The 22,399-nt window shown below is 28.6% G+C and carries 17 protein-coding genes and 1 pseudogene; 14 read left to right on the plus strand and 4 right to left on the minus strand.

Annotated elements, in window-relative coordinates; genetic code table 11:
* Positions 1-48 precede the first annotated feature (48 nt).
* A complete protein-coding gene (gene recJ / locus LPC13_RS08740; RefSeq protein ID WP_195245463.1) occupies positions 49-1,797 on the plus strand; it encodes a single-stranded-DNA-specific exonuclease RecJ in 1,749 nt (582 codons plus the stop codon).
* A 125-nt stretch (positions 1,798-1,922) separates the two neighbouring features.
* On the opposite strand, the gene LPC13_RS08745 is transcribed toward recJ, so the two are convergent.
* Positions 1,923-2,102, minus strand: a complete 180-nt coding sequence (locus LPC13_RS08745) for an alpha/beta-type small acid-soluble spore protein (protein WP_005210103.1) — start codon at positions 2,100-2,102, stop codon at positions 1,923-1,925.
* A gap of 223 nt (positions 2,103-2,325) precedes the next feature.
* On the opposite strand from LPC13_RS08745, the gene LPC13_RS08750 reads away from it, so the two are divergent.
* From LPC13_RS08750 to LPC13_RS08765, 4 genes are all read left to right on the plus strand, one after another.
* Complete coding sequence (locus LPC13_RS08750) at positions 2,326-3,405, plus strand: undecaprenyldiphospho-muramoylpentapeptide beta-N-acetylglucosaminyltransferase (RefSeq protein WP_005210104.1); 1,080 nt, start codon at positions 2,326-2,328, stop codon at positions 3,403-3,405.
* A gap of 128 nt (positions 3,406-3,533) precedes the next feature.
* Positions 3,534-3,962, plus strand: a complete 429-nt coding sequence (locus LPC13_RS08755; protein ID WP_005210105.1) for a flavodoxin — start codon at positions 3,534-3,536, stop codon at positions 3,960-3,962.
* A 134-nt stretch (positions 3,963-4,096) separates the two neighbouring features.
* Positions 4,097-7,615: a pyruvate:ferredoxin (flavodoxin) oxidoreductase gene (nifJ, locus tag LPC13_RS08760; RefSeq protein WP_234088754.1), complete on the plus strand. Its 3,519-nt coding sequence runs from the start codon at positions 4,097-4,099 to the stop codon at positions 7,613-7,615.
* A 281-nt stretch (positions 7,616-7,896) separates the two neighbouring features.
* Positions 7,897-8,226 (plus strand): DUF1292 domain-containing protein, encoded by a 330-nt coding sequence (locus tag LPC13_RS08765; RefSeq protein ID WP_195245453.1) that lies wholly within the window; start codon positions 7,897-7,899, stop codon positions 8,224-8,226.
* 114 nt (positions 8,227-8,340) lie between these two features.
* On the opposite strand, the gene LPC13_RS08770 is transcribed toward LPC13_RS08765, so the two are convergent.
* Both LPC13_RS08770 and LPC13_RS08775 read right to left on the minus strand, forming a co-directional pair.
* Complete coding sequence (locus LPC13_RS08770; RefSeq protein WP_005210118.1) at positions 8,341-8,754, minus strand: hypothetical protein; 414 nt, start codon at positions 8,752-8,754, stop codon at positions 8,341-8,343.
* Between the two features lie 74 nt (positions 8,755-8,828).
* Positions 8,829-9,863 (minus strand): annotated as a pseudogene (locus LPC13_RS08775) (IS1595 family transposase).
* A gap of 326 nt (positions 9,864-10,189) precedes the next feature.
* Between LPC13_RS08775 and LPC13_RS08780 the strand changes: the two are divergent.
* From LPC13_RS08780 to LPC13_RS08795, 4 genes are all read left to right on the plus strand, one after another.
* A complete protein-coding gene (locus LPC13_RS08780) occupies positions 10,190-11,056 on the plus strand; it encodes a PHP domain-containing protein (protein ID WP_005210122.1) in 867 nt (288 codons plus the stop codon).
* Between the two features lie 14 nt (positions 11,057-11,070).
* Complete coding sequence (locus LPC13_RS08785) at positions 11,071-12,264, plus strand: pyridoxal phosphate-dependent aminotransferase (protein WP_195244894.1); 1,194 nt, start codon at positions 11,071-11,073, stop codon at positions 12,262-12,264.
* A gap of 87 nt (positions 12,265-12,351) precedes the next feature.
* Entirely contained in the window at positions 12,352-12,990 is a 639-nt protein-coding gene (locus tag LPC13_RS08790) for an HAD-IB family hydrolase (RefSeq protein WP_040418449.1), read from the plus strand.
* A gap of 28 nt (positions 12,991-13,018) precedes the next feature.
* Complete coding sequence (locus LPC13_RS08795) at positions 13,019-13,822, plus strand: aminotransferase class IV (RefSeq protein ID WP_005210132.1); 804 nt, start codon at positions 13,019-13,021, stop codon at positions 13,820-13,822.
* Between the two features lie 197 nt (positions 13,823-14,019).
* Here LPC13_RS08795 and LPC13_RS08800 read toward each other — a convergent pair whose 3' ends face one another.
* Complete coding sequence (locus LPC13_RS08800) at positions 14,020-15,657, minus strand: putative manganese-dependent inorganic diphosphatase (RefSeq protein ID WP_005210137.1); 1,638 nt, start codon at positions 15,655-15,657, stop codon at positions 14,020-14,022.
* Between the two features lie 192 nt (positions 15,658-15,849).
* On the opposite strand from LPC13_RS08800, the gene LPC13_RS08805 reads away from it, so the two are divergent.
* From LPC13_RS08805 to LPC13_RS08825, 5 genes are all read left to right on the plus strand, one after another.
* Positions 15,850-18,399 carry a calcium-translocating P-type ATPase, PMCA-type gene (locus LPC13_RS08805; RefSeq protein WP_005210139.1) on the plus strand — a complete coding sequence of 850 codons (2,550 nt, stop codon included), beginning with the start codon at positions 15,850-15,852 and terminating at the stop codon, positions 18,397-18,399.
* 338 nt (positions 18,400-18,737) lie between these two features.
* A complete protein-coding gene (thrC, locus tag LPC13_RS08810; protein ID WP_005210141.1) occupies positions 18,738-20,207 on the plus strand; it encodes a threonine synthase in 1,470 nt (489 codons plus the stop codon).
* Positions 20,200-21,093, plus strand: coding sequence for a homoserine kinase (gene thrB, locus LPC13_RS08815; protein WP_195244893.1), 894 nt, complete (start codon positions 20,200-20,202; stop codon positions 21,091-21,093). Before thrC ends, thrB begins: the two co-directional genes overlap by 8 nt.
* Before the next feature lies 1 nt (position 21,094).
* The gene (locus tag LPC13_RS08820) at positions 21,095-21,532 is read left to right on the plus strand and encodes an ACT domain-containing protein (protein ID WP_040418440.1); all 438 of its coding nucleotides are present in this window, start codon (positions 21,095-21,097) and stop codon (positions 21,530-21,532) included.
* A 224-nt stretch (positions 21,533-21,756) separates the two neighbouring features.
* The gene (locus LPC13_RS08825; RefSeq protein ID WP_234088755.1) at positions 21,757-22,251 is read left to right on the plus strand and encodes a hypothetical protein; all 495 of its coding nucleotides are present in this window, start codon (positions 21,757-21,759) and stop codon (positions 22,249-22,251) included.
* The last annotated feature ends 148 nt before the right edge of the window (positions 22,252-22,399 follow it).

Genomic DNA, 22,399 nt, shown 5'->3' on the forward strand with positions numbered 1-22,399 from the left:
ATTTATTATTATTAATTAAATTAGTGGGGTGATTTTTTGGAAAAATGGATGGTTAGAAATGTTAAGTTTGATACAGAAGGCTTTGCAAAGCAATTGGGAATTAGCCAGACTGTAGCTAAGCTTTTAGTTAATAGGGAAATATATAATATAAAATCAGCAAAAGAGTTTTTAACATCATCTATAAGAGATTTTTATAGCCCGAAAGGGATGTATGGAATGGATGGAGCTGTTCAATTAATGAAAAACAGCATAAAAAACAATGAAAAAATATTAATTGTTGGTGATTATGATGTCGATGGAGTTATTAGTACCTATATACTTTATACAGCAATTAAAAGGTGTGGGGGAAATGTTAACTTTCATATTCCAGACAGAATTAAAGAAGGATATGGAATAAATGAAAGTATAATAAGAAAAGCTAGTGAAGATAAGGTTGATATTATAATTACTTGTGATAATGGAATTGCGGCTATAGAACAAGTAAAATTAGCTAGGGAATTGGGGATAAAGGTTATAATAACAGATCATCATGATGTTCCTTTTATTGAAGAAGAGGGAATTAGAACTTATATAGTACCTAATGCTAATTATGTAATAAATCCTAAGCAAGAAGAATGCAAATATGAATTTGACAAAATATGTGGAGCAGGTGTTGCATATAAATTTATTGAGTGTCTTTATGAAGAATTTAATATTAATAAAGAAGAACTATATGATTTAATACAATATGTTGCAATTGCCACTGTATGTGATGTTGTAGATTTAGTTTCGGAAAATAGAATAATTGTTAAAGAAGGATTAAAGAGAATTAATAATACAAGCAATATTGGTTTAAAAGCGTTATTTAAAGAAACAGGATTAGAGGGAAAAGAAGTAACAGCATATTCATTAGGATTTGTTATTGGGCCTTCAATAAATGCATCTGGAAGACTTGAACAAGCTGAATGGGCATTGAAGATGTTAATAACTCAGGATGAAGCAGAAGCTAAAGAATTAGCACAAAAGCTTAATGAGTTAAATAAGGAAAGACAAGAATTAACAAGAATAGGATTAGAGCAAGCTATAGAAATTATAGAAAATAATAACATGGCTAAAGATAAAGTTTTAGTTGTATATTTGGAAGATGTTCATGAAAGTATAGCTGGAATAATAGCTGGAAGAGTAAGAGAAAAGTATAATCTTCCAACAATAATTTTAACAAAAGCTCATGATGGAGCAAAAGGATCAGGAAGATCTATAGAAGAATATAATATGTTTGAAGAGCTTTTAAAGTGTAAAGATTTGCTTGGAAAGTTTGGGGGGCATCCAATGGCTGCAGGTATGTCTATACCTATAGAAAATATAGATTTGTTTAGAGAAAGATTAAATAAAGAAACGGTATTAACAGATGAGGATGTAATACCTAAAATATCAATTGATATGCCTTTAGCTATAAATAACATTAACTATAATTTAATTGATGAGATATCATTGTTAGAACCATATGGAAAAGCTAATCCTAAACCAAACTTTGGTGTAAAAGGATTGAAAGTTTTGAAAGCAATGATATTAGGAAAAGATAAAAATGTATTAAAATTTAATTTAACTGATGGGTATTTAAAAATAGATGGTATATATTTTGGAGATATAGAAAAAAATTTACAATTAATTAAAGAGAAGTATGGGGAAGTTGAATATAATAAAATGATAAATGGAGAGAATAATAGTGTAAGTATCGATATTATTTATTATCCAGATATTAATGAATTTAGAGGCAATAAGACAGTACAATTAGTAATTCAAAGTATTAGAGTTTAAATTTATATAATAAATAATATTGGGTATCTCAATTAAGAGATACCCCTTTTGGTATAAACGAACAAGAAGTTAAATATTCAAATTTTATATTTAAATATTTACTTAAAATAAACTACTAAAATAAATTAGATTCCTTTTTCATATTGTTCAACCATACGTTTAACCATTTCACCACCAACGCTACCGCATTGTTTTGAAGTTAGGTTACCGTTGTAATCTGTAAAAGGAACTCCCATTTCAGAAGAAACTTGGTTTTTGAATTTAGCTAATTTATCTTTAGCTTCAGGTACTAAACTTTGTGCCATTAAATTTCACCTCCTTTAACTTTATGTTTATAGCTTATCCAATTATTGAGCTTGTATAATATTTAATTAGAGGAAAAGGTGGAAATTTACTGGTTTAGTGGTAGAATAATAATGACAACTAAGGAAGTCAAAAAATAATTTATATCAAAATAATATTATTAGTTAAATAAGGTATTTTGATATGGGGCTATAAATACATAAATCAATTATATGAGGTGTTTTAATGAGTAAATACAAAATTATTATGACTGGTGGAGGAACGGCAGGACATGTAACTCCTAATTTGGCTTTAGTACCAAAGCTTAAGGAGAAGGGATTTGAAATAAAATATATAGGCAGTTATGAGGGGATTGAAAAAGAAATAATAGGAGATGCCAATATTCCATATTATTCAATTTCATCAGGAAAATTAAGAAGATATTTTGACATGAAGAATTTTTCAGATCCATTTAAGGTAATGAAGGGAGTATATCAAGCCAGTAGAATTTTATCTAAGGAAAAACCAGATGTAATATTTTCAAAAGGTGGATTTGTTGCAGTTCCTGTTGTAATAGCAGCTTCGATGAAAAAGATTCCAGTTGTATCACATGAATCTGATTTAACTCCAGGACTTGCAAATAAATTATCTGCACCATTCTGTAATAAATTATGTGTTACATTTAGAGAAAGTTTAAATTATATAAAGGATGGAAAAGGAGTTTTAACAGGAACTCCAATAAGAGAAGAAATACTAAAAGGAAATAAACAAAGAGCTTTAGATATATGTAAATTTAAAAATAATAAAGAAATCATACTAGTCATAGGCGGAAGTTTAGGAGCTAAAAGTATAAATGATGAAGTAAGATATCATATTAAAGAAATATTAAAAAGCTTTAATGTTATTCATATTTGTGGAAAAGGAAATTTAGATAAAGAATTAGAAAATTTAGAAGGATATAGACAGTTTGAATATGTTAAAGAAGATTTACCACATTTTCTTAAGGCTGCTGATTTTGTAATATCTAGAGCTGGAGCAAATGTTATTTTTGAATTATTAGCATTAAAGAAACCAACGCTTCTAATTCCACTATCAAAGAAAATTAGTAGAGGAGATCAGGTCTTAAATGCTAATTCTTTTGAAAAAGAAGGATATTCATTAGTTTTAGATGAAGATGAAATGATGGAAAAACATAATTTAATCAATAAGCTAAATGATTTAAAAAATAGAAAAGATGAGCTTATTAAAAATATGTCAAAAAGTGATGCAAAAAATGGCGTAGAAGCAATAATTACAGTTATAATGAATAGTATTGATAAAAAATAAGGTATGGTAAAGTTTACAGGAAAATATTTTGGAATATTAAGGTAAAAAACTTGAAAAAAAACCATAGTATTATATAATGGAATTAATGGTAAAAAATACAATAAAACAAAAGTATAAGAGGTGCGAAGATGAAAAAAGTTTCAATAATATATTGGAGTAATGGTGGAAATGTAGAAATTATGGCAAATGCTATAGCAGAAGGTGCTAGCATAGGAGATGTAGAAGTTGAAACAAAAAATGTTGCAGATTCATCTTTAGAGGATGTATTAAATTCAGATGCAGTTGCATTTGGAAGTCCAGCTATGATAAACGATGAGATAGAAGAAATAGATATGAAGCCATTTATTGAAAGCCTAAAGGGGATAGATATAAATAATAAACCTTTAGTTTTATTTGGTTCATGTGGATGGAGAGAAACAACATTTATAGATAAATGGCAAGAACAAATGAAGGAATTCGGTTTTAATGTAATTGGGAAAATAGTTGTTAGAGATTCTGTAGAAAAGAAAGATATACAAAGATCTAAAGAATTAGGAAAGCTATTAGCTCAAGTATAATTATCATTAAAAGTGAATAAGTGTTTATGGTGTAAGCAAAAATGGTATATTATAAATAAAGTCGTAAATTTAAATTTTATAATATACCATTCATATATATGCTTAAATTGAAGTGGAGAAGAGAGGTATACATGATGAGAAAAATGAAAACTATGGATGGTAACACAGCTGCTGCACACATATCATATGCGTTTACAGAAGTTACTGCTATCTATCCAATAACTCCATCATCACCAATGGCAGAGCATGTTGATGAATGGGTTGCACAAGGAAGAAAGAATATTTTTGGACAACCTGTAAAGGTTATGGAAATGCAATCAGAGGGAGGAGCAGCAGGTGCTGTTCATGGATCATTACAAGCTGGAGCGTATACTACTACATATACAGCTTCACAAGGGTTATTATTAATGATTCCTAATATGTATAAAATATCTGGTGAAAGACTTCCAGGAGTTATACATGTATCAGCCAGAGCACTAGCAACATCTTCATTAAATATATTTGGAGATCATCAAGATGTTATGGCGGCTAGACAAACAGGTTTTGCTATGCTTGCAGAAGGATCAGTTCAAGAAGTTATGGATTTATCTGCTGTTGCACACTTAGCAGCAATTAAAACTAGAATTCCATTTATGAATTTCTTTGATGGATTTAGAACATCTCACGAAATTCAAAAAATAGAAGTTTTAGAATATGATGAGTTAGCTAATTTAGTTGATTGGGAAGCTGTTAATGAATTTAGAAGAAGTGCACTAAATCCAGATCATCCAGTTACTAGAGGAACAGCACAAAATCCAGATATATATTTCCAAACTAGAGAGGCTGTAAATAGATTCTATGAAGATATTCCAGAAGTAGTTGAAAGTTATATGGCCGAAATAACTAAATTAACAGGAAGAGAATATCATTGTTTTGATTACTATGGAGCAGAAGATGCTGATAGAATAATTATTGCAATGGGTTCAGGAACAGATGTTGCTGAAGAAACTGTAGATTACTTAAATGGAAGAGGAGAAAAGGTTGGTGTTGTAAAAGTAAGACTTTATAGACCATTCTCAATAGAGAAATTATTAGCTGCAATTCCAAGCACAGTTAAGAAAATTGCAGTTTTAGATAGAACTAAGGAACCAGGGTCAATAGGTGAACCATTATACTTAGATGTAGTAAGTGCATTTGCTGGTAAGAAAAATGCTCCAGTTATAGTTGGTGGTAGATATGGATTAGGTTCAAAGGATCCAAACCCTTCAGATATAGCTGCAGTATATGCTAATCTTTCTAAGGATGAACCTAAAAATGGATTTACAATTGGTATAGTTGATGATGTAACATTTACTTCATTAGAAACAGTTGAAGATATAGATGCTACACCAGAAGGAACTAAAGCATGTAAATTCTGGGGATTAGGTTCAGATGGTACTGTTGGTGCTAACAAGAGTGCTATTAAAATTATCGGAGACCATACAGATATGTATGCTCAAGGATATTTCTCATATGATTCTAAAAAGTCAGGTGGTATAACAGTTTCTCACTTAAGATTTGGTAAAAAACCAATTAAATCACCATATCTAATTGATAAAGCTGATTTTATAGCTTGTCACAACCAATCATATGTTTATAAATATAATGTATTAGAAGGAATTAAAGATAATGGTAAATTCCTATTAAATACAATTTGGAGTCCAGAAGAATTAGAAGAAAAATTACCAGCAGAAATGAAGAGAACTTTAGCTAAGAAAAACATTCAATTCTATACTTTAAATGCTGTAAAAATAGCTCAAGAAATTGGTCTTGGTGGAAGAATTAATATGATAATGCAAGCTGCATTCTTTAAATTAGCTAATATTATTCCAGTTGATGAAGCAGTAGCATATTTAAAACAAGCTGTTGTTACTTCATATGGTAAAAAGGGTGAAAAAGTTGTTAATATGAATAATGCTGCTATAGATGCAGGTGTTGATGCTGTTGTTAAGATAGAAGTTCCAGCAACATGGGCAAATGCAGTAGAGTCAGAGTTAGCTACTACTAAAGAAGCTCCAGCATTTATTAATGATATAGTTACACCGATGAACAGACAAGAAGGTTTTGGATTACCAGTTTCAACATTTGTTAAGCATGGTATGGAAGATGGTACATTCATGGCTGGTACTGCAGCTTATGAAAAGAGAGGAATTGCAATTAATGTACCACAATGGATTCCAGAAAATTGTATTCAATGTAATCAATGTTCAGTAGTATGTCCACATGCTGCAATTAGACCATTCTTATTAGATGGAGAAGAAGCAGAAAAAGCTCCAGAATCAATGAGATTAACAGATGCTAAGGCACTTAAGACAGAAACTCCATATAAGTTCTCAATTGGTGTTACACCTCTTGATTGTACAGGATGTGGAAACTGTGCTGAGGTATGTCCAGCTAAGAATAAAGCATTAGTTATGGTACCACAAGATAAAGAACATGCTCAAATTGAAGCTTGGGATTATGCAACTACTGAAGTAACTCCTAAGAAAAATCCAATGAACAAGACTACACTTAAAGGTAGCCAATTTGAACAACCACTTCTTGAATTCTCAGGTGCTTGTGCAGGATGTGGAGAAACTCCATATGCTAAACTTGTAACTCAATTATTTGGTGATAGAATGATGGTAGCAAATGCTACAGGATGTTCTTCAATTTGGGGAGGATCAGCTCCTGCAACTCCATATACAGTTAACCATAATGGACATGGTCCAGCATGGGCAAATTCATTATTTGAAGATAATGCTGAATATGGATTAGGAATGTTCTTAGGTGTTAAAGCTATAAGAGATAGAGTTGCTGAAAATGTTAAGTTAGCATTAGAAAGTGATTTAGCTGATGATACTAAGGTTATATTAAAGGATTGGTTAGATAATAAAGAAGAAAGTGCTGGAACTAGAGAAAGAGCAGATGCTTTAGTAGCTGCACTTGAAAATAGTGATGCTGAAATAGCTAAGACTATATTAGCTGATAAAGAATTCTTCGTTAAGAGATCACAATGGATCTTTGGTGGAGATGGTTGGGCATATGACATCGGATACGGTGGACTTGACCATGTTCTTGCATCAGGAGAAAACGTAAATGTATTAGTATTTGATACAGAAGTTTATTCAAATACAGGTGGTCAATCTTCTAAAGCTACACCAACAGCTGCAATAGCTAAGTTTGCTGCTTCTGGTAAGAGAACTAAGAAGAAAGATTTAGGAATGATGGCTATGAGCTATGGTTATGTATATGTGGCTCAAGTTTCTATGGGTGCAGATAAGAACCAAGTTCTTAAAGCAATAGCTGAAGCAGAAGCTTATGATGGACCATCATTAATTATTGCTTATGCTCCATGTATAAATCATGGTATTAAAGCTGGTATGACTAATTCACAAGCTGAAGCTAAAAAAGCTGTTGATTGTGGATATTGGGCATTATATAGATATAATCCAACATTAAAGGGAACTAAAAATCCATTCACTTTAGATTCAAAAGAACCAAAGGGTGACTTCAGAGAATTCTTAATGGGTGAAGTTAGATATGCTTCATTAGCTAAAGCTTTTCCAGAAGCTGCAGATGCTTTATTTGAAAAGACACAAGCTGATGCAATGGAAAGACTTGAAAATTATAGAAAACTTGCAAATCAAGAATAAATATTAGGGGCTATGCATAGCATAGCCTCTTTTTAGTTAATAGTTAGTTAGAAATAGAGTAAGTAAATGACTTTTTATTTCCTTAAAATTCCACTTTACTTGATTGAATTTGAAGTGAAAATAAAATTTTAGTGAAAATAATATATTTTTCTTTTATTTTCCTCAAAATAGGGGTACAATTATAAAGACTACTTAAGTTAAATAAAAATTTATAATTTTATCTTTTAAATGTTTATTTTCAAGATAAATTGTTTAACTTATTATTAAGGAGGAATGTAAACATGGAAAAAGAATTAAATAAATGCGGTGAAGGCTGCGGATGCGGACACGAACATAATCACGATCACGGATGTGGAGATAACTGTGGATGTGGAGAACACGAACATGAACACTTCGTTGTAGATTTAGAAGATGACAATGGAAATGTAATTTCATGTCCAATAGTTGATGCTTTTGAATTTGAAGAAAACGAATATGTTTTAGCTCAAAATCCAGAAGATGAGTCAGTATATCTTTTCAGATCAACTGAAGAAGGAGAACTTATAGTTCCAGAAGAAGCTGAATTTGATAAAGTTACTGAATACTACACTAACGTATTAGCTGACGAATAATAATAAAAAGTTGTAACAATTTAATTGTTGCAACTTTTTTTTATAAGGCTCTGTTAGATTAAATTGTTGATATTGTACTCAAAATAGGGTTGTACAAATTACAACCCTATCTAACTATAAACTCTGTTTAGATTCCCTAACAATATTTCTATTGCAAAGGTCTATCTTCAATTTATTCATCAATTCTTTAGTATTATTACTAAACACTAATTCTGTTATTATAGCATCTTCGTCTCTTAATCCAAATTGCTCTCTTCTAACTAAATACAAATAACTTATGTTAGTATGATATATATTTATAACATTGGTTATTGGTCCATTCGCAAACATTTCAGTTTCAGTTGGGTCTACACTGTCATGAATTTCAAGTAATGATGTTAATATGTTATAATTAGGAATATAAAAACCCAAAGAAATAATTATATCTTTCATGTCGTTATTATAAAATTCTAATTCTTTATCTAATAAAAAATCCTTTATAATATCATCATTATCATAATCTCTTAGAATTTTTATAAGTTCATTCATAATCCCCCACCTCGTAATCTTTCAGTATAATTTTTACATATAATACTAACAAACATACACTTATCAAGCAATACCTAAAAGAAATTATATTTTATTTCCTTGTATCCTTCTATCTTAGTGTCAACAAATGGAATTACACTATGGATAAGCATATTCTTTGTTTTTATAACTTCTTTATCAGTGCTAAAACTTTGTAGCCACTTATACCAACTCATATAATTAGATAGAAATTTAGTAGACACTCCTTTAAATCTATACATCCAAATTTTCAGGTTACTATGCAACGAATTAACATGATTTATATGGTATATATCATTTTTATAATGACCTCTTGCTATTTTTTTATGGTCTAATTCAAGGTCTTTGGCAAATTGTATATACGATTTATGGCTATCTGTACAGATTATTGAGTTAGAGTCTATCCTTCCTTCATAAAGCCTTTCAAGAGCATTGTAAGTAACCCTTCCTTTACATAAGGGTTCTAATATTATATTTCCATTTCTATCAATTGCTGTTGCTATACAAACCTGTTCATTACTTATACCACGTTTCTTAACTTGTTTGCCTCTTTTTCGAGCAGGTCTCGGCATTTTAAAACCACTCTTTTTATGATTCCCCTTGAAAGATTCGGCAACAAATGTTTCGTCCATTTCTACTATACCGTCTACATCACCAACACCTATAAATGCTCTTATACAATCAAGAATTTTATGTCTCATATAAAATGATGTTTTAACACCTACACCTACATTTTCAGCGTTCTTTCTTATAGAAAGTCCTATAACCATTCCTTTAACATATTCAATCCACGTTTGTAGAGGTAACTTAGTACAGGATAACGCAGATTTAGTTAAATCATTAAAGGATTTACTACAAGAACGACATACATAACGTTGCTTACCATTCAATTTACCATTCTTTACTACAGAAGTAGATTAGCAATGGGGGCAACATTGCCCCTTGCTAAATCTTGATTCTCTAAACTCTTTATTAAGACTTACATTAGATGAGCCAAGAGTAAGCATCTCACCTATATAGTTAAATAATTCTCTTAACTGGTATTCACTAAGTGATGTTATATCTGACTTTATATTTGAAAGAGTTGCCATAAATCTTACCTCCGATAGTGTTATTATCTATATTATAACACTATTTAAGACTTATATGCACATATCAACATTATTGTCTAACAGAGCCTTTTATAAAATAATTTAAATGTTTAGAGTTAATTATTTATACGTAAGAAGGTGTTTTAATTTACTTTTTAATAGTTAAATGATATATTTTTATTATGGGAAATATTACTTAAATTCTTAAAATTTAATCTTATATTTTAAGGTTTAATGGAATAACAAATAAGTTGATGAATTAAACTAAGATAAAGAAAAAGTTGAAGTAAATTTATATTAAAAATATAGATAAGTTTTTATATTAATTGGAGATTAAAGCTTCACTTAAAGAAAAGGTGAATAAGATGAAGTATGCGGATTTACATATTCATTCTAATTATTCTGATGGAATTAAAAGCCCAGAAGAAATAATAAATATAGCAATGAAAAAAAATATTAAATATATATCCATAACGGATCATGATTCTATTGCATCACAATATGTAATTAATAATAAGTATGAAGGAATAAATATAATTCCTGGAATAGAACTTAGTACAGAGTATCAAGAGATGGAATTGCATATTTTAGGCTATTTTATTGATATAAATAATAGTTCATTAAAAGAAATGGTTGATAAATTAAATTTTCAAAGAATAAAAAGAGTAGAGGAAATATTAATTAATTTAAAAAATCATGATATAAATTTAGATATAGAAGATTTAGCTATAGATATTGATTGTACTGTGGGGAGAAGTCATGTAGCAAATGCTATGGTTAAAAAGGGATATTTCGAAGATTACAAAAGTGCTTTTAGAAGTTTTTTAATTAAAGGAAAGCCAGGATATGTTAAAGGGTTTAGATTAAACTATAAAGAGTGTATAGAAACTATAAATTCTGCAGGTGGTGTTGCTATATTAGCACATCCTGGACAAATATATAGAAAGATAGAAGTTGAAAATATTGTTAAAGAATTAAAATGTTTTGGGCTTAAAGGAATTGAAGTTTATCATCCAAGCCATTCGCAAAGTGATATTAATAAGTTCTTCAATATTTCTAGAAAACATAAATTATATGTTACTGGAGGAAGTGATTATCATGGTAGAGTTAAAGAATGTAAAGCAGCAAGAATTGGTAGTTACGGTTTAAATGAAGAATTATTAAATAAATTTATTAATTTTAATAGAAAGTAATGGGGGCAAAAGGCATGAATTTTTCAAATAAAGCAGAAAGAATAGAACCATCGGTAACTTTAGCTATAACAGCAAAAGCTAAAGAAATGAAAGCAAATGGAATAAATGTAATTAGCTTTAGTGCAGGTGAGCCAGATTTTAATACACCTAAGAATATAATTAATGCAGCTATAAAGGCTATGGAAGATGGAAATACTAAATATACAAATGTTAATGGAATAATTTCATTAAGAGAAGCAATATGTAAAAAGCTTAAGGAAGATAATAATTTAGATTATAATCCTTCACAAATAGTAGCTTCTACTGGAGCAAAGCAAAGTCTTGCTAATACATTTTTAGCTATATTAAATCCAGGTGATGAGGTTATTGTTCCAAATCCTTATTGGGTAAGTTATCCTGAACTTATAGCTTTAGCAGACGGAAAAGCTGTTTTTGTAAAAAGTGATGAAAGTAGTGAGTATAAATTTACAAAGGAAAATTTAGAAGAAGTAGTTACTGAAAAAACAAAAGCTATTGTATTAAATACTCCTAATAATCCAACAGGAACAATTTATTCAGAAGATGAATTAAATATAATTGCGGAATTTGCAAAAAAGCATGATTTAATTATTATTTCAGATGAAATGTATGAAAAGCTTGTATATGATGGAGAAAAGCATGTAAGTATTGCTAGTTTATCAAAAGATGCATATGAAAGAACTGTAGTTATAAATGGATTATCTAAATCTTATGCAATGACTGGATGGAGAATGGGATATTCAGCATCTAGTGAAAAAATAGCAAAGCTTATGACTAATATACAAAGTCATATGACATCTAATGTATGTTCAATAACTCAATATGCAGCGGTAGAAGCGTTAAATGGACCACAAGACGAAATACAACACATGATTAAAGAGTTTGAAAAAAGAAGAAATTATATGGTTTCTGAACTTGAGAAAATGAAAAATATAAGTATAATAAAACCAAAAGGTGCATTTTATATTATGATAAATATTGAAAAATATTTAGGAAAGAAACTTAATAGGGATATAATTAATAACTCTATGGATTTTGCTGCTAAATTATTGGAAGAAGAGCAAGTTGCAGTTATTCCAGGAAGAGCATTTGGCCTTGATAATTATTTAAGAGTGTCATATGCAACTTCATTAGATGCAATTAAAGAAGGGTTAGTTAGAATTAATAAGTTTATTGAAAAGTTAGACTAATAAATATTTAAGAGGCTGTTGCTATTTAATGCGCAGCCTTTAATATGTACTATATTAAAAGAAAAAGTTAAAAATGGAGGATTAGACGTGGAGAAATTAGCAATATTTGATATAGATTATACTATAACAAGAAAAGAAACATTAATGGAGTTTTTTAAATATATCGTATTAAAGGATATAAAAAATATAAGATTTTTACCAAGGGCTTTATATTCAGGATTGATGTATAGCATAAAAGTATATGATGAAAAAAGAGTTAAAGAGTGTTTTTTAAAGTTTATTGAAAATATAGAAGAAAAAGATTTAGCTATTTTAACAAAGCAATTTTATGATGAAAGATTAAGTACAATTCTTTATAAAGATGCTGTTGATATGATAAAAAAACTTAAAAGAGAAGGATATATGGTAATTTTAATATCTGCATCACCGGAATTTTATATTAAAGAGTTTTATGCAATTAAAGAAGTTGATTTGATAATAGGAACTAAATTCAAATTTGAAAATGGTAAATTTATAAGAGAAATGCATGGTAATAACTGCAAAGGAGAAGAAAAAGTTAGAAGATTAAATGAAGTTTTAAAAGAGAAGAATATAAATGCAGATTTTAAAAATTCATATATGTTCTCAGATTCGCTTTCAGATAAGCCATTATTAGATTTAGTAGGTAAACCATACTTAATTAATTATAAAAAGAAACATGAAATAGAAATATTAAATTGGAAATAAAATTTAAAGATTAAATGGAGTTAATATTATGGAAGCTATAAATAAATTTTATTTAAATAATGGAGATATATTTCCTATTGAAAAATTTACTGACGAAGATTATAAAGAAAAAATAATATATGAAGTATTGAGAGTGGTTAATGGAAAACCAGCATTCTTAAAAGATCATTTAGAAAGAATGAAGAAATCATTTAAGCTTATACATAAAGAATTTCCGTTCAATGATGAAAAAATAAAAGAATTAATAGATAAAGTTATTAAAGCTAATGATGATGTTATTGGAAATATAAAAATTACTTATAATACTACAAGTGGTAATTTTAAAATATATTATATAATGCATTCCTATCCAAGTGCAGAATATTATAAAAAAGGAATAAAGACTATACTTTACTATGGAGAAAGAGAAAATCCAAACTTAAAGATAGTTAGCACTGATTTTAGGGCTAAAATTGCAGAGAAAATGAAAGAGGCTAATGCGCATGAAGCACTTTTAGTAGATAGAAATGGATTTATAACAGAGGGAAGTAAATCAAATTTCTTTGGAATAAAGGATGGAAAACTTATAACAGCAAAAGCAGAGCATGTTCTTAAGGGAATTACAAGAGATAAAATATTTAAAATAGCAAATGAATTGGGAATAAAAATAGAAGAAAAAGAGGTAAAAGCATCAGAAGTAGGGGAGTTAGATGCAGTATTTATTTCAGGAACTTCTGTTGCTATATTACCAATTGAAAAAATTGATAATATTAAATTTGATGTTAATAATGAAGTCTTAAGAAAAATTATGAATATATATGAAGAACTTTTAGAAGGTAAAAGGGAAATATAAAATTTAGGGTGGTTGAAAGTTTAAAAGTAATTTTTAATACTGTAAAAACCTAATTATAATATAAATAAAAGAACTGTATCAAAAATATTTATCAACATGAAAATATTTTTTGATACAGTTTTATTTTAGAATTTACTTATAATTAAATAACAAATTACATTATAAAAGTTATGTGCTATTTATAGTTATAGTTTAAATTAAGATGTTATAGCATTAGTTATTGGTGGCACAACTTGTTTCTTTCTTGAAAGAACTCCAGGAAGGAATGCACCATTGTTTTCTAATGTAACTTTAAATGCTTTTTCAACTATTTCAGGTTTAGCACCTGTTACTAATATTTCAGAACCTTCATTTAATATGTCAGTTAATAATAACATAACCATATCTAAGCTAGCTTCTTTAGCTTTTTGGTCCATATATTGTAACATTTCTTCTTTTAAAGGCATAAATCCTTCAATATCCATTGTGTTAACTTGAGCGATACCTACTTTTATATCTTCAATTGTGAATGGTTTGAAGTCAGAGTTGAAGATTTGTTCAACTGTCTTGCCTTTTAAAGATGTACCAGCTTTAAACATTTCTTTTGCAAATTCTTCTATGTTTATACCAGCAATTTCAGCAAGCTTTTTGCAGTTATATATGTCTTGTTGAGTACAAGTTGGGCTTCTGAATAATAAAGTATCAGAAATTATTGCACCACATAAAAGACCTGCAGCTTTTCTTGATGGTCTAATTCCAGATTCAAAGAAGCACTTAGCAACTATTGTTGAAGTACTTCCAACTGGCTCGTTTCTGAAGAAAATCGGATTGTTTGTTTGAATATCAGCAACTCTGTGGTGGTCGATGATTTCTAAAACTTCAGCATCTTCTAGTCCATCAACAGATTGACCTCTTTCATTATGGTCAACTTGAATAACTTTTTTCTTATGATCAGATATTAAATGATATCTAGATACTGTTCCTACAACTTTACCATTTAGGTCTATTACAGGATAGCTTCTAAATCTAGTTTCAGTCATAATTCCTTTAATATCATCAACTAAATCATCAGTTGAGAAAGTAACTAGATTTTCTTTTATCATTACATATCCAACAGGGATACTTTGAACAATAAGTCTTGAAGCTGTAAATGAATCATGTTGAGTTACAATAATAGTTACTCCATGTTCTTTAGCTAAGTTTACTATTCTTTCGGATGGAGCATATCCACCAGTTACTATCATTAATGAAACGTTAAGTTTGATTAATGCTTCTTGAGCTTCTTCTCTATCCCCAATTATAGCAATGTCTCCTTCTTCTATATGACCAGACATTGTATCAGGTTGCATAGCAGTAACAACTATTTTACCAGGGAAGTGAGTTACTTCTTCATTTATATAAGAAGCTTTAGCTGATAAAGTATCAATGATATTATCTAAAGTTGTATTACTTTTTGCTAAAATTCTGTTGTCCCAAATATCCATATAGCAAGAAGTAAGGTTAGATACTGCAAGAACACCAAGTAAGTGTTGATTTTCATCAGCAACAGGTAAAGTTTTGATATTCTTATCTCTCATTATATTCCAAGCTGTCTTTAAAGATATTTCTGGAGTTATAGGATTTATAACATCAAATTCTAAATCTTCAACTTTAAGTTTAACTGTGCTTAAGAATTTTGGTGCTTCAGCGCCAAAATAATCTAATATATATTGAGTTTCTTGATTTACATTACCAAGTCTAACAGGGATAGCGTTCATATCACCTATTTTATTTTTTAACTCAGCATATGCGTAAGCCGCACAAATTGAATCAGAGTCTGGGTTTTTATGCCCAGTTACATAAATTATATCTTTCATGCAATTAAGCCTCCTAAAGTAAGTTATTTAATGAAACTAATGCAAATTTCACATAGTATTATTCTATATTTGTAAAGCTAATTTGTAAATAAAAATTATTATTGATGGTTACAGAATTTTTCATTAATCAATCATAGTATTACATAAACATTAATATATATATACAAGAGTTCTTAAGAAGGAGGAAAAAGGGTGATACAGGAAAAAGGATTTAATAGGGGATTAAGCACTAGGGAAGCTGAAAAAAGAATAGCTGACCATGGCTTAAATGAGCTTAAACATAATAAAAAGAAATCACCAATTTTAATTTTTTTATCTCAATTTAATGACTTTTTAGTTTGGGTACTTATTGGAGCAACTATTGTATCAGGTATTATTGGAGATAAAGCAGATGCTGTAACAATACTTATTATTGTAGTTGTAAACGCAATACTAGGATTCGTACAAGAGTTTAGAACAGAAAAATCATTAGAAGCTCTTCAGGAGCTAGCAGCGCCAACTTGTAAGGTAATAAGAGATGGAAATGTAAAAGTTGTAAATTCTAAGTATTTAACAATTGGTGATTTAGTAGTACTGGAATCAGGAGATAGGATTCCAGCAGATGGAACATTTATTGATACGGCTAATATAGTAGTAGATGAATCACTGTTAACAGGAGAATCAGTAGGAATATCGAAAGATACAAGCAAGGGAAAAAATAGTGGGTTTATGGGAACTATAGTTTTAAAGGGAAGAGGTTTGTTATTAGTTGATGCTATAGGTATGGATACTGAAATGGGTAAAATAGCAAATCTTTTAGATAACATAGAGGAAGAAAAGTCACCACTTAGAGAAAGATTAGATTCTTTAGGAAAAATATTGGTAGTTGTTTGTATAGTTGTTTGTGTAATAGTAACAGTATTGGGAATAATAAGAGGAAATGATATTACAGAGATGTTTTTACTTGGAGTATCATTAGCTGTTGCAGCTATACCAGAAGGATTAGCAGCTATAGTAACTGTTGCATTAGCACTAGGTGTAGGTAGAATGCTTAAGAGAAATGCTCTTATTAGAAAGTTGCCTGCAGTTGAAACATTAGGGTGTACATCGGTGATTTGCTCTGATAAAACAGGAACATTAACTCAAAATAAGATGACAGTAAAAGAAGTTTTACTAAATGGTAAAATATATGAATTAGATAAAGAATCACTTAATAATTGTGAAAAACTTAAAGAGGCATTTATATATTGTAATGATACAAATTACAATTATGAAGTTAAAAATATAGAAAAAGCTCTTATGGGTGATCCAACAGAAACAGCTTTAGTAAAAGCTTTTTTTAAGGATGTTAATAGTATTCAAAATTTTGTAGATAAAGCCAATAGAGTGTATGAAATACCATTTGATTCTACTAGAAAAATGATGACTGTAATAATGAATGAAAGTGGTAAGGAAACCCTTTATATGAAGGGTGCACCAGAAAGAGTTTTAGAAAAATGTAGTGCTGTTTTAGAAAACGGAAAGATAAAAATACTTACACCTCAAAAGAAAAAGCAATTATATAATTATATAGAAAGTATGTCCAATAGGGCATTAAGATGTATTGCAGCAGCATATAAGGAAGAAAAGCTTGTAAAAAATGAAAGTGTTGAAAATAACTTAATATTTTTAGGGGTAGCAGGTAGTATTGACCCAGCAAGACCAGAAGTTAAAGATGCGGTAATGAAATGTAAATTAGCTGGTATTAAACCAGTAATGATTACAGGAGACCATAAGAATACAGCTCTTGCAATAGCTAAAGGATTAAATATATGTACAACAGATGATCAAGCTATAACTGGAGAAGAGTTAGAAAAAATGTCTGATGAAGAATTAAGTAAAAGAGTTGATAAGATAAGGGTATTTGCTAGAGTATCTCCTAATCATAAGTTAAGAATAGTTAAGGCATTTAAGAAAAAAAATAATATAGTTGCTATGACAGGTGATGGAGTTAATGATGCACCAGCTATTAAAGAAGCAGATATTGGCGTTGCAATGGGTATATCAGGAACAGATGTTACTAAAGAAGCAGCAGCTATGGTTTTAATGGATGATAATTTTGCAACTATTGTATCTGCTGTTGAAGAAGGAAGAGTTATATATGATAATATAAGAAAATTTATTAGATATTTATTATCTTGTAACTTAGGTGAAGTATTAACTATGTTTTTAGCATCATTATTTTATATGCCAAATCCACTTACTCCAATTCAGATTTTATTTGTTAATTTAGCAACAGATGGACTACCAGCTATAGCTTTAGGTGTTGATCCACCAGATAAAGATATAATGAGGCAACAACCAAGGCAAAAAAATGAAGGAATTTTTGCAAGAGGACTTTGGGAAAAAATAATAGTAAGAGGATGTTTAATAGGTGTATGTACATTACTTTCATTTATGGTAGGTAGATATTACGGAATGAATTTAGCAACTTGTAGAACTATAGCATTATGTACATTAGTTATGTCACAATTACTTCATGTATTTGAATGTAGGTCTGAAAGACATTCAATATTTGAGATAAATATATTTACTAATATATATTTATTAGGTGCTGTATTAGTATCAATCACAATGATTTGTTGTATATTATATGTACCTTTTTTAAGGGGAATATTTAATACTGTTGCATTAAATCTAGGACAATGGCTATTAGTAATATTCTTCTCAGGAATAATATTCTTAATAAATAGTGTGTATTTACTTATAAAATCAAAGAAATAAGAAAAAAATTTAACTTTTAAAACATCAATTAGATAAAGCATACACTATTAAAATCAAGAAGATGACTAAAAGGATAAGCAACATGAAATAACATGTAAAGGCAGTTATATCATAATATAAATGTATCATTGCATTTATATTAAAGCCTTGATATAGCTGTCTTTTATTTTTTATAAATTAATAGGAGTAAATGAATGTAGAAAGGTGATATGTATACAAATAAAAAACAGTTGTGTTTTATAGGGAAACATGATAAAATTTATCTATGGTAATTATTGCAAAAAAGTATATTAGTAAATAGAAGATGAATAATATAAGTAATAAATAGGGGGTGTAAAATGAAGTTTATAAGTACTAGAGGAAAATGGGACGTTATTTCATCTTCTACAGCAATTATAAAGGGGATTGCTGATGATGGAGGATTATATGTTCCAATAAGTTTTCCAAGTTTATATGAAGTTTTAAAAGAAAAAAAGGGGCTTTCTTATGAAAAACTTGCATATGAAATAATAAGTAATTTTTTTGATGATATAGGTAAAGATAAATTAAAAGAAGCAATTAATAATGCATATAGCAATAAATTCTATGTTAAGGAAGAAAAAGGTTTTTTAGAATTATATCATGGACCTACATCAGCTTTTAAAGATGCAGCACTTTTATTTTTACCACAAATTATGAAGGCTGCAAAAGAAGATAAAAATATAAAAGAAGAGATAGTTATACTAACTGCAACTTCAGGAGATACAGGAAAAGCTGCATTACAGGGGTTTAGTAATGTGAATGGATTTAAAGTTATAGTATATTATCCGAAAAATGGGGTTAGTGCAATTCAGCAAAAGCAAATGACAACACAAGATGGGAATAATGTAAAAGTAATAGGGATTGAAGGAAATTTTGACAATGCTCAAAGTGGTGTTAAAGAAATATTTGGGGATGTTGAGTTAAAGGAATTTTTAAAATCTAATGGATTTTTATTATCATCTGCAAACTCAATTAATATTGGAAGATTAATACCACAAATAGTTTATTATTTTTATGGATACTTTGAGTTGGTAAATAAGCAAAAAATAAAAGAGGGCGATAAGATAAATATAGTAGTTCCAACGGGGAATTTTGGAAATATATTAGCAGCGTACTATAGCAAAAAAATGGGGCTACCTATAGAAAAGCTAATATGTTCATCAAATGAAAACAATGTATTAACTGATTTTATGCAAACGGGAATTTATGATAAGCGTAGAGAGTTGATATTAACAGAATCACCATCAATGGATATTTTAGTTTCTTCTAATTTAGAAAGATTAATATTTGAAATTACTAATAGAAATAGTGAAGAAACAGCAAAGCTTATGGAGAAGTTAAATAAAAATGGGGCTTATAAAATTTCAGAATTAAGCAAAAAGTTGTTAAATGACTTTTATGGAAACTATGCAAATACAGAAGAGGTTTATAATGCTATAAATAAGGTATATAATGAGAAAAAATATTTAATAGATACACACACTGCAGTAGGATATGTTGTTCTTGAAAAATATAGAAAAGAAACCTCAGATTATACAGAAGCATTAGTTGTATCTACAGCAAGTCCGTATAAGTTTCCAAGAAGTATCTGTAGAGCATTAGAATTAGATATTGAAGGAAAAAATGATTTTGAATTATTAAATTTATTAGAAGAGTATACTAAGATTAAAATTCCTAAAAATCTTAAAGAGTTAGATAAAAAGAAAGTTCTGCATAAAGATGTATATGAAAAGAAAGAAATGAAACAAGCACTATTAAAATTTTTAAAGGTGAATTATAATGATTAGAGTAAGAGTACCAGCAACATCAGCTAACTTGGGGCCAGGTTTTGATTCTTTGGGAATTGCTTTAAGTATTTATAATGAGTATGGATTTTCTTTGCAAGATGAAGGTATATCTTTTGAAGGATTTGAACAAGAATTTAAAAATGAAGATAATATAATTTTCATGGCAATGAAAAAGGTATTTAATAAATATAATTTTAAATTTAAAGGGCTTAAAATTAAAATTATAAAACAAGATATTCCGATTTCAAGAGGCTTAGGATCAAGCTCAAGTTGCATAGTAGCAGGGCTTATAGGGGCATTTGCCTTGATGAATAAAGAACTTGAAAAAGAAGAAGTTTTTAAATTAGCGATTGATATAGAAGGGCATCCGGATAATGTATGTCCAGCTATATTTGGTGGCTTAGTTTCAACAGTTATGGCAAATGGAGAAACTTTATATAATAAAATAGAAATTAAAAATGGTGTTAAATTTATAGCATTAATTCCAAACTTTAAACTTTCTACTGAAAAAGCAAGAGCAATTTTGCCAAGTGAAGTTTCGTTTAAGGATTCAGTTTATAATATAGGAAGAGCAGCACTTCTAATCTCATGCTTTATGAATGGTAATTATAAGTTATTAAGAGAAGCAACTAAGGATAGACTACATCAACAATATAGAAGCAAGCTTATTGAAGGTTTTGATGAAGTTTATGAAAAAGTATTAAATATAGGGGCATATGGATGCTTTTTAAGTGGTGCTGGACCGACTATTATGGCAATTATAGATGAAAATGATTTGGATTTTGTAGATGATATTAAAAAGTTTATTAAAGAAGAAAAATTAAATTGGAATATTAAAGAATTAGCAATAGATAAAGTTGGGGCAAAAATTTTGAAAGGTGATTAAAATGAATGGTGATTATTTAGTTATTGATAAAAAAGTTTTGCCTGAGGTTTTTGAAAAGGTAATGAAAACTAAAAAAATATTGCAAGAAGGAAAGGTTAAAGAAATTACAGAAGCTACTAAGCTTGTAGGAATAAGTAGAAGTGTTTACTATAAATATAAAGATTATGTATTTGAATTTTCACAAATGTCTAATGGTAGAAAAGCTACTTTTAATATGATAATTAGACATGAGAAGGGAGTGCTTTCAAATATATTAAATTTTATTTCAGAGCAAGGTGGAAATATTTTAACCATAGATCAAGGTATTCCAATAAATAATTTAGCAAATTTAAGTTTAACAATAGATATTTCTACAATAAAGCTTGAATTAAGTAAAGTACTTGAAGACTTAAGTAAATTAGAGTTTGTTGATAAAGTAGAATTTATAGCAATGGAATAAAAGTAACATTTAGTTTTAGAAGCTAAAAATTAATGAAAAGCAACAATAACCGATGTTTCAATTAAGAAGCATTGGTTATTTTTCTATAAAAAAATTTTAAGCAAATATCATATGTGAATTAAATTAAGATGAAAGAACTTTAAAACAATAGAAGATGACTATAAGGTATCAACAATTAATATTAGGAATATATTATAATGAAAACTAATTTAGGGCTATATGATATGAAGAAAAATAATAAAAATAGTACTGCCAAAAGAAGTAAGAATAAAGAAACTATAAATAATACAGAAAATAATACTACTACTGAGGAACAAAGCACTTTGACTGAGGAGGAAAAGGAAGCATTACTAAAACAACAGTCAATATTAAATTTATCTTTAATCGGAATATTTATAACTATTTATGGGATTTTATTAAGTGCTGAATATATTAATTGGCAAAGAATGCAGGTTTCAGATCAAATAAATGGTACAAATTACTCTGAAAATTTAGCAGATTTAAGTGAAAGCCCTAAAATAACTAATGAGTTATATTTATTATCAACATCAATTTTTACTTTTATTATATGGGATAGTTATATGACATCAGCTGCACAAACTGGTGAAGCAAGAAATGAGAAAACAATAAAAAGCAATTATAGAAGTTTAATTGCAATATTACTTATACTTTTAGCAACTACAATTAATCATGATACACTAAATGATTTAGTATTTTAAAGTTCTTTAATTTAAATAGAATAAAGCGTATTAAAAGATTTTTTATTTATTATTAGATTTCATACAAAATATATAGGAATACTAGATTTTTCTTTTATAAATTATTTACTTATGTTAAAGTAAATGATAGAATTTTAAAATAATGTGA

The organism is Clostridium celatum (assembly GCF_021412605.1).
GTDB lineage: Bacteria > Bacillota > Clostridia > Clostridiales > Clostridiaceae > Clostridium > Clostridium celatum.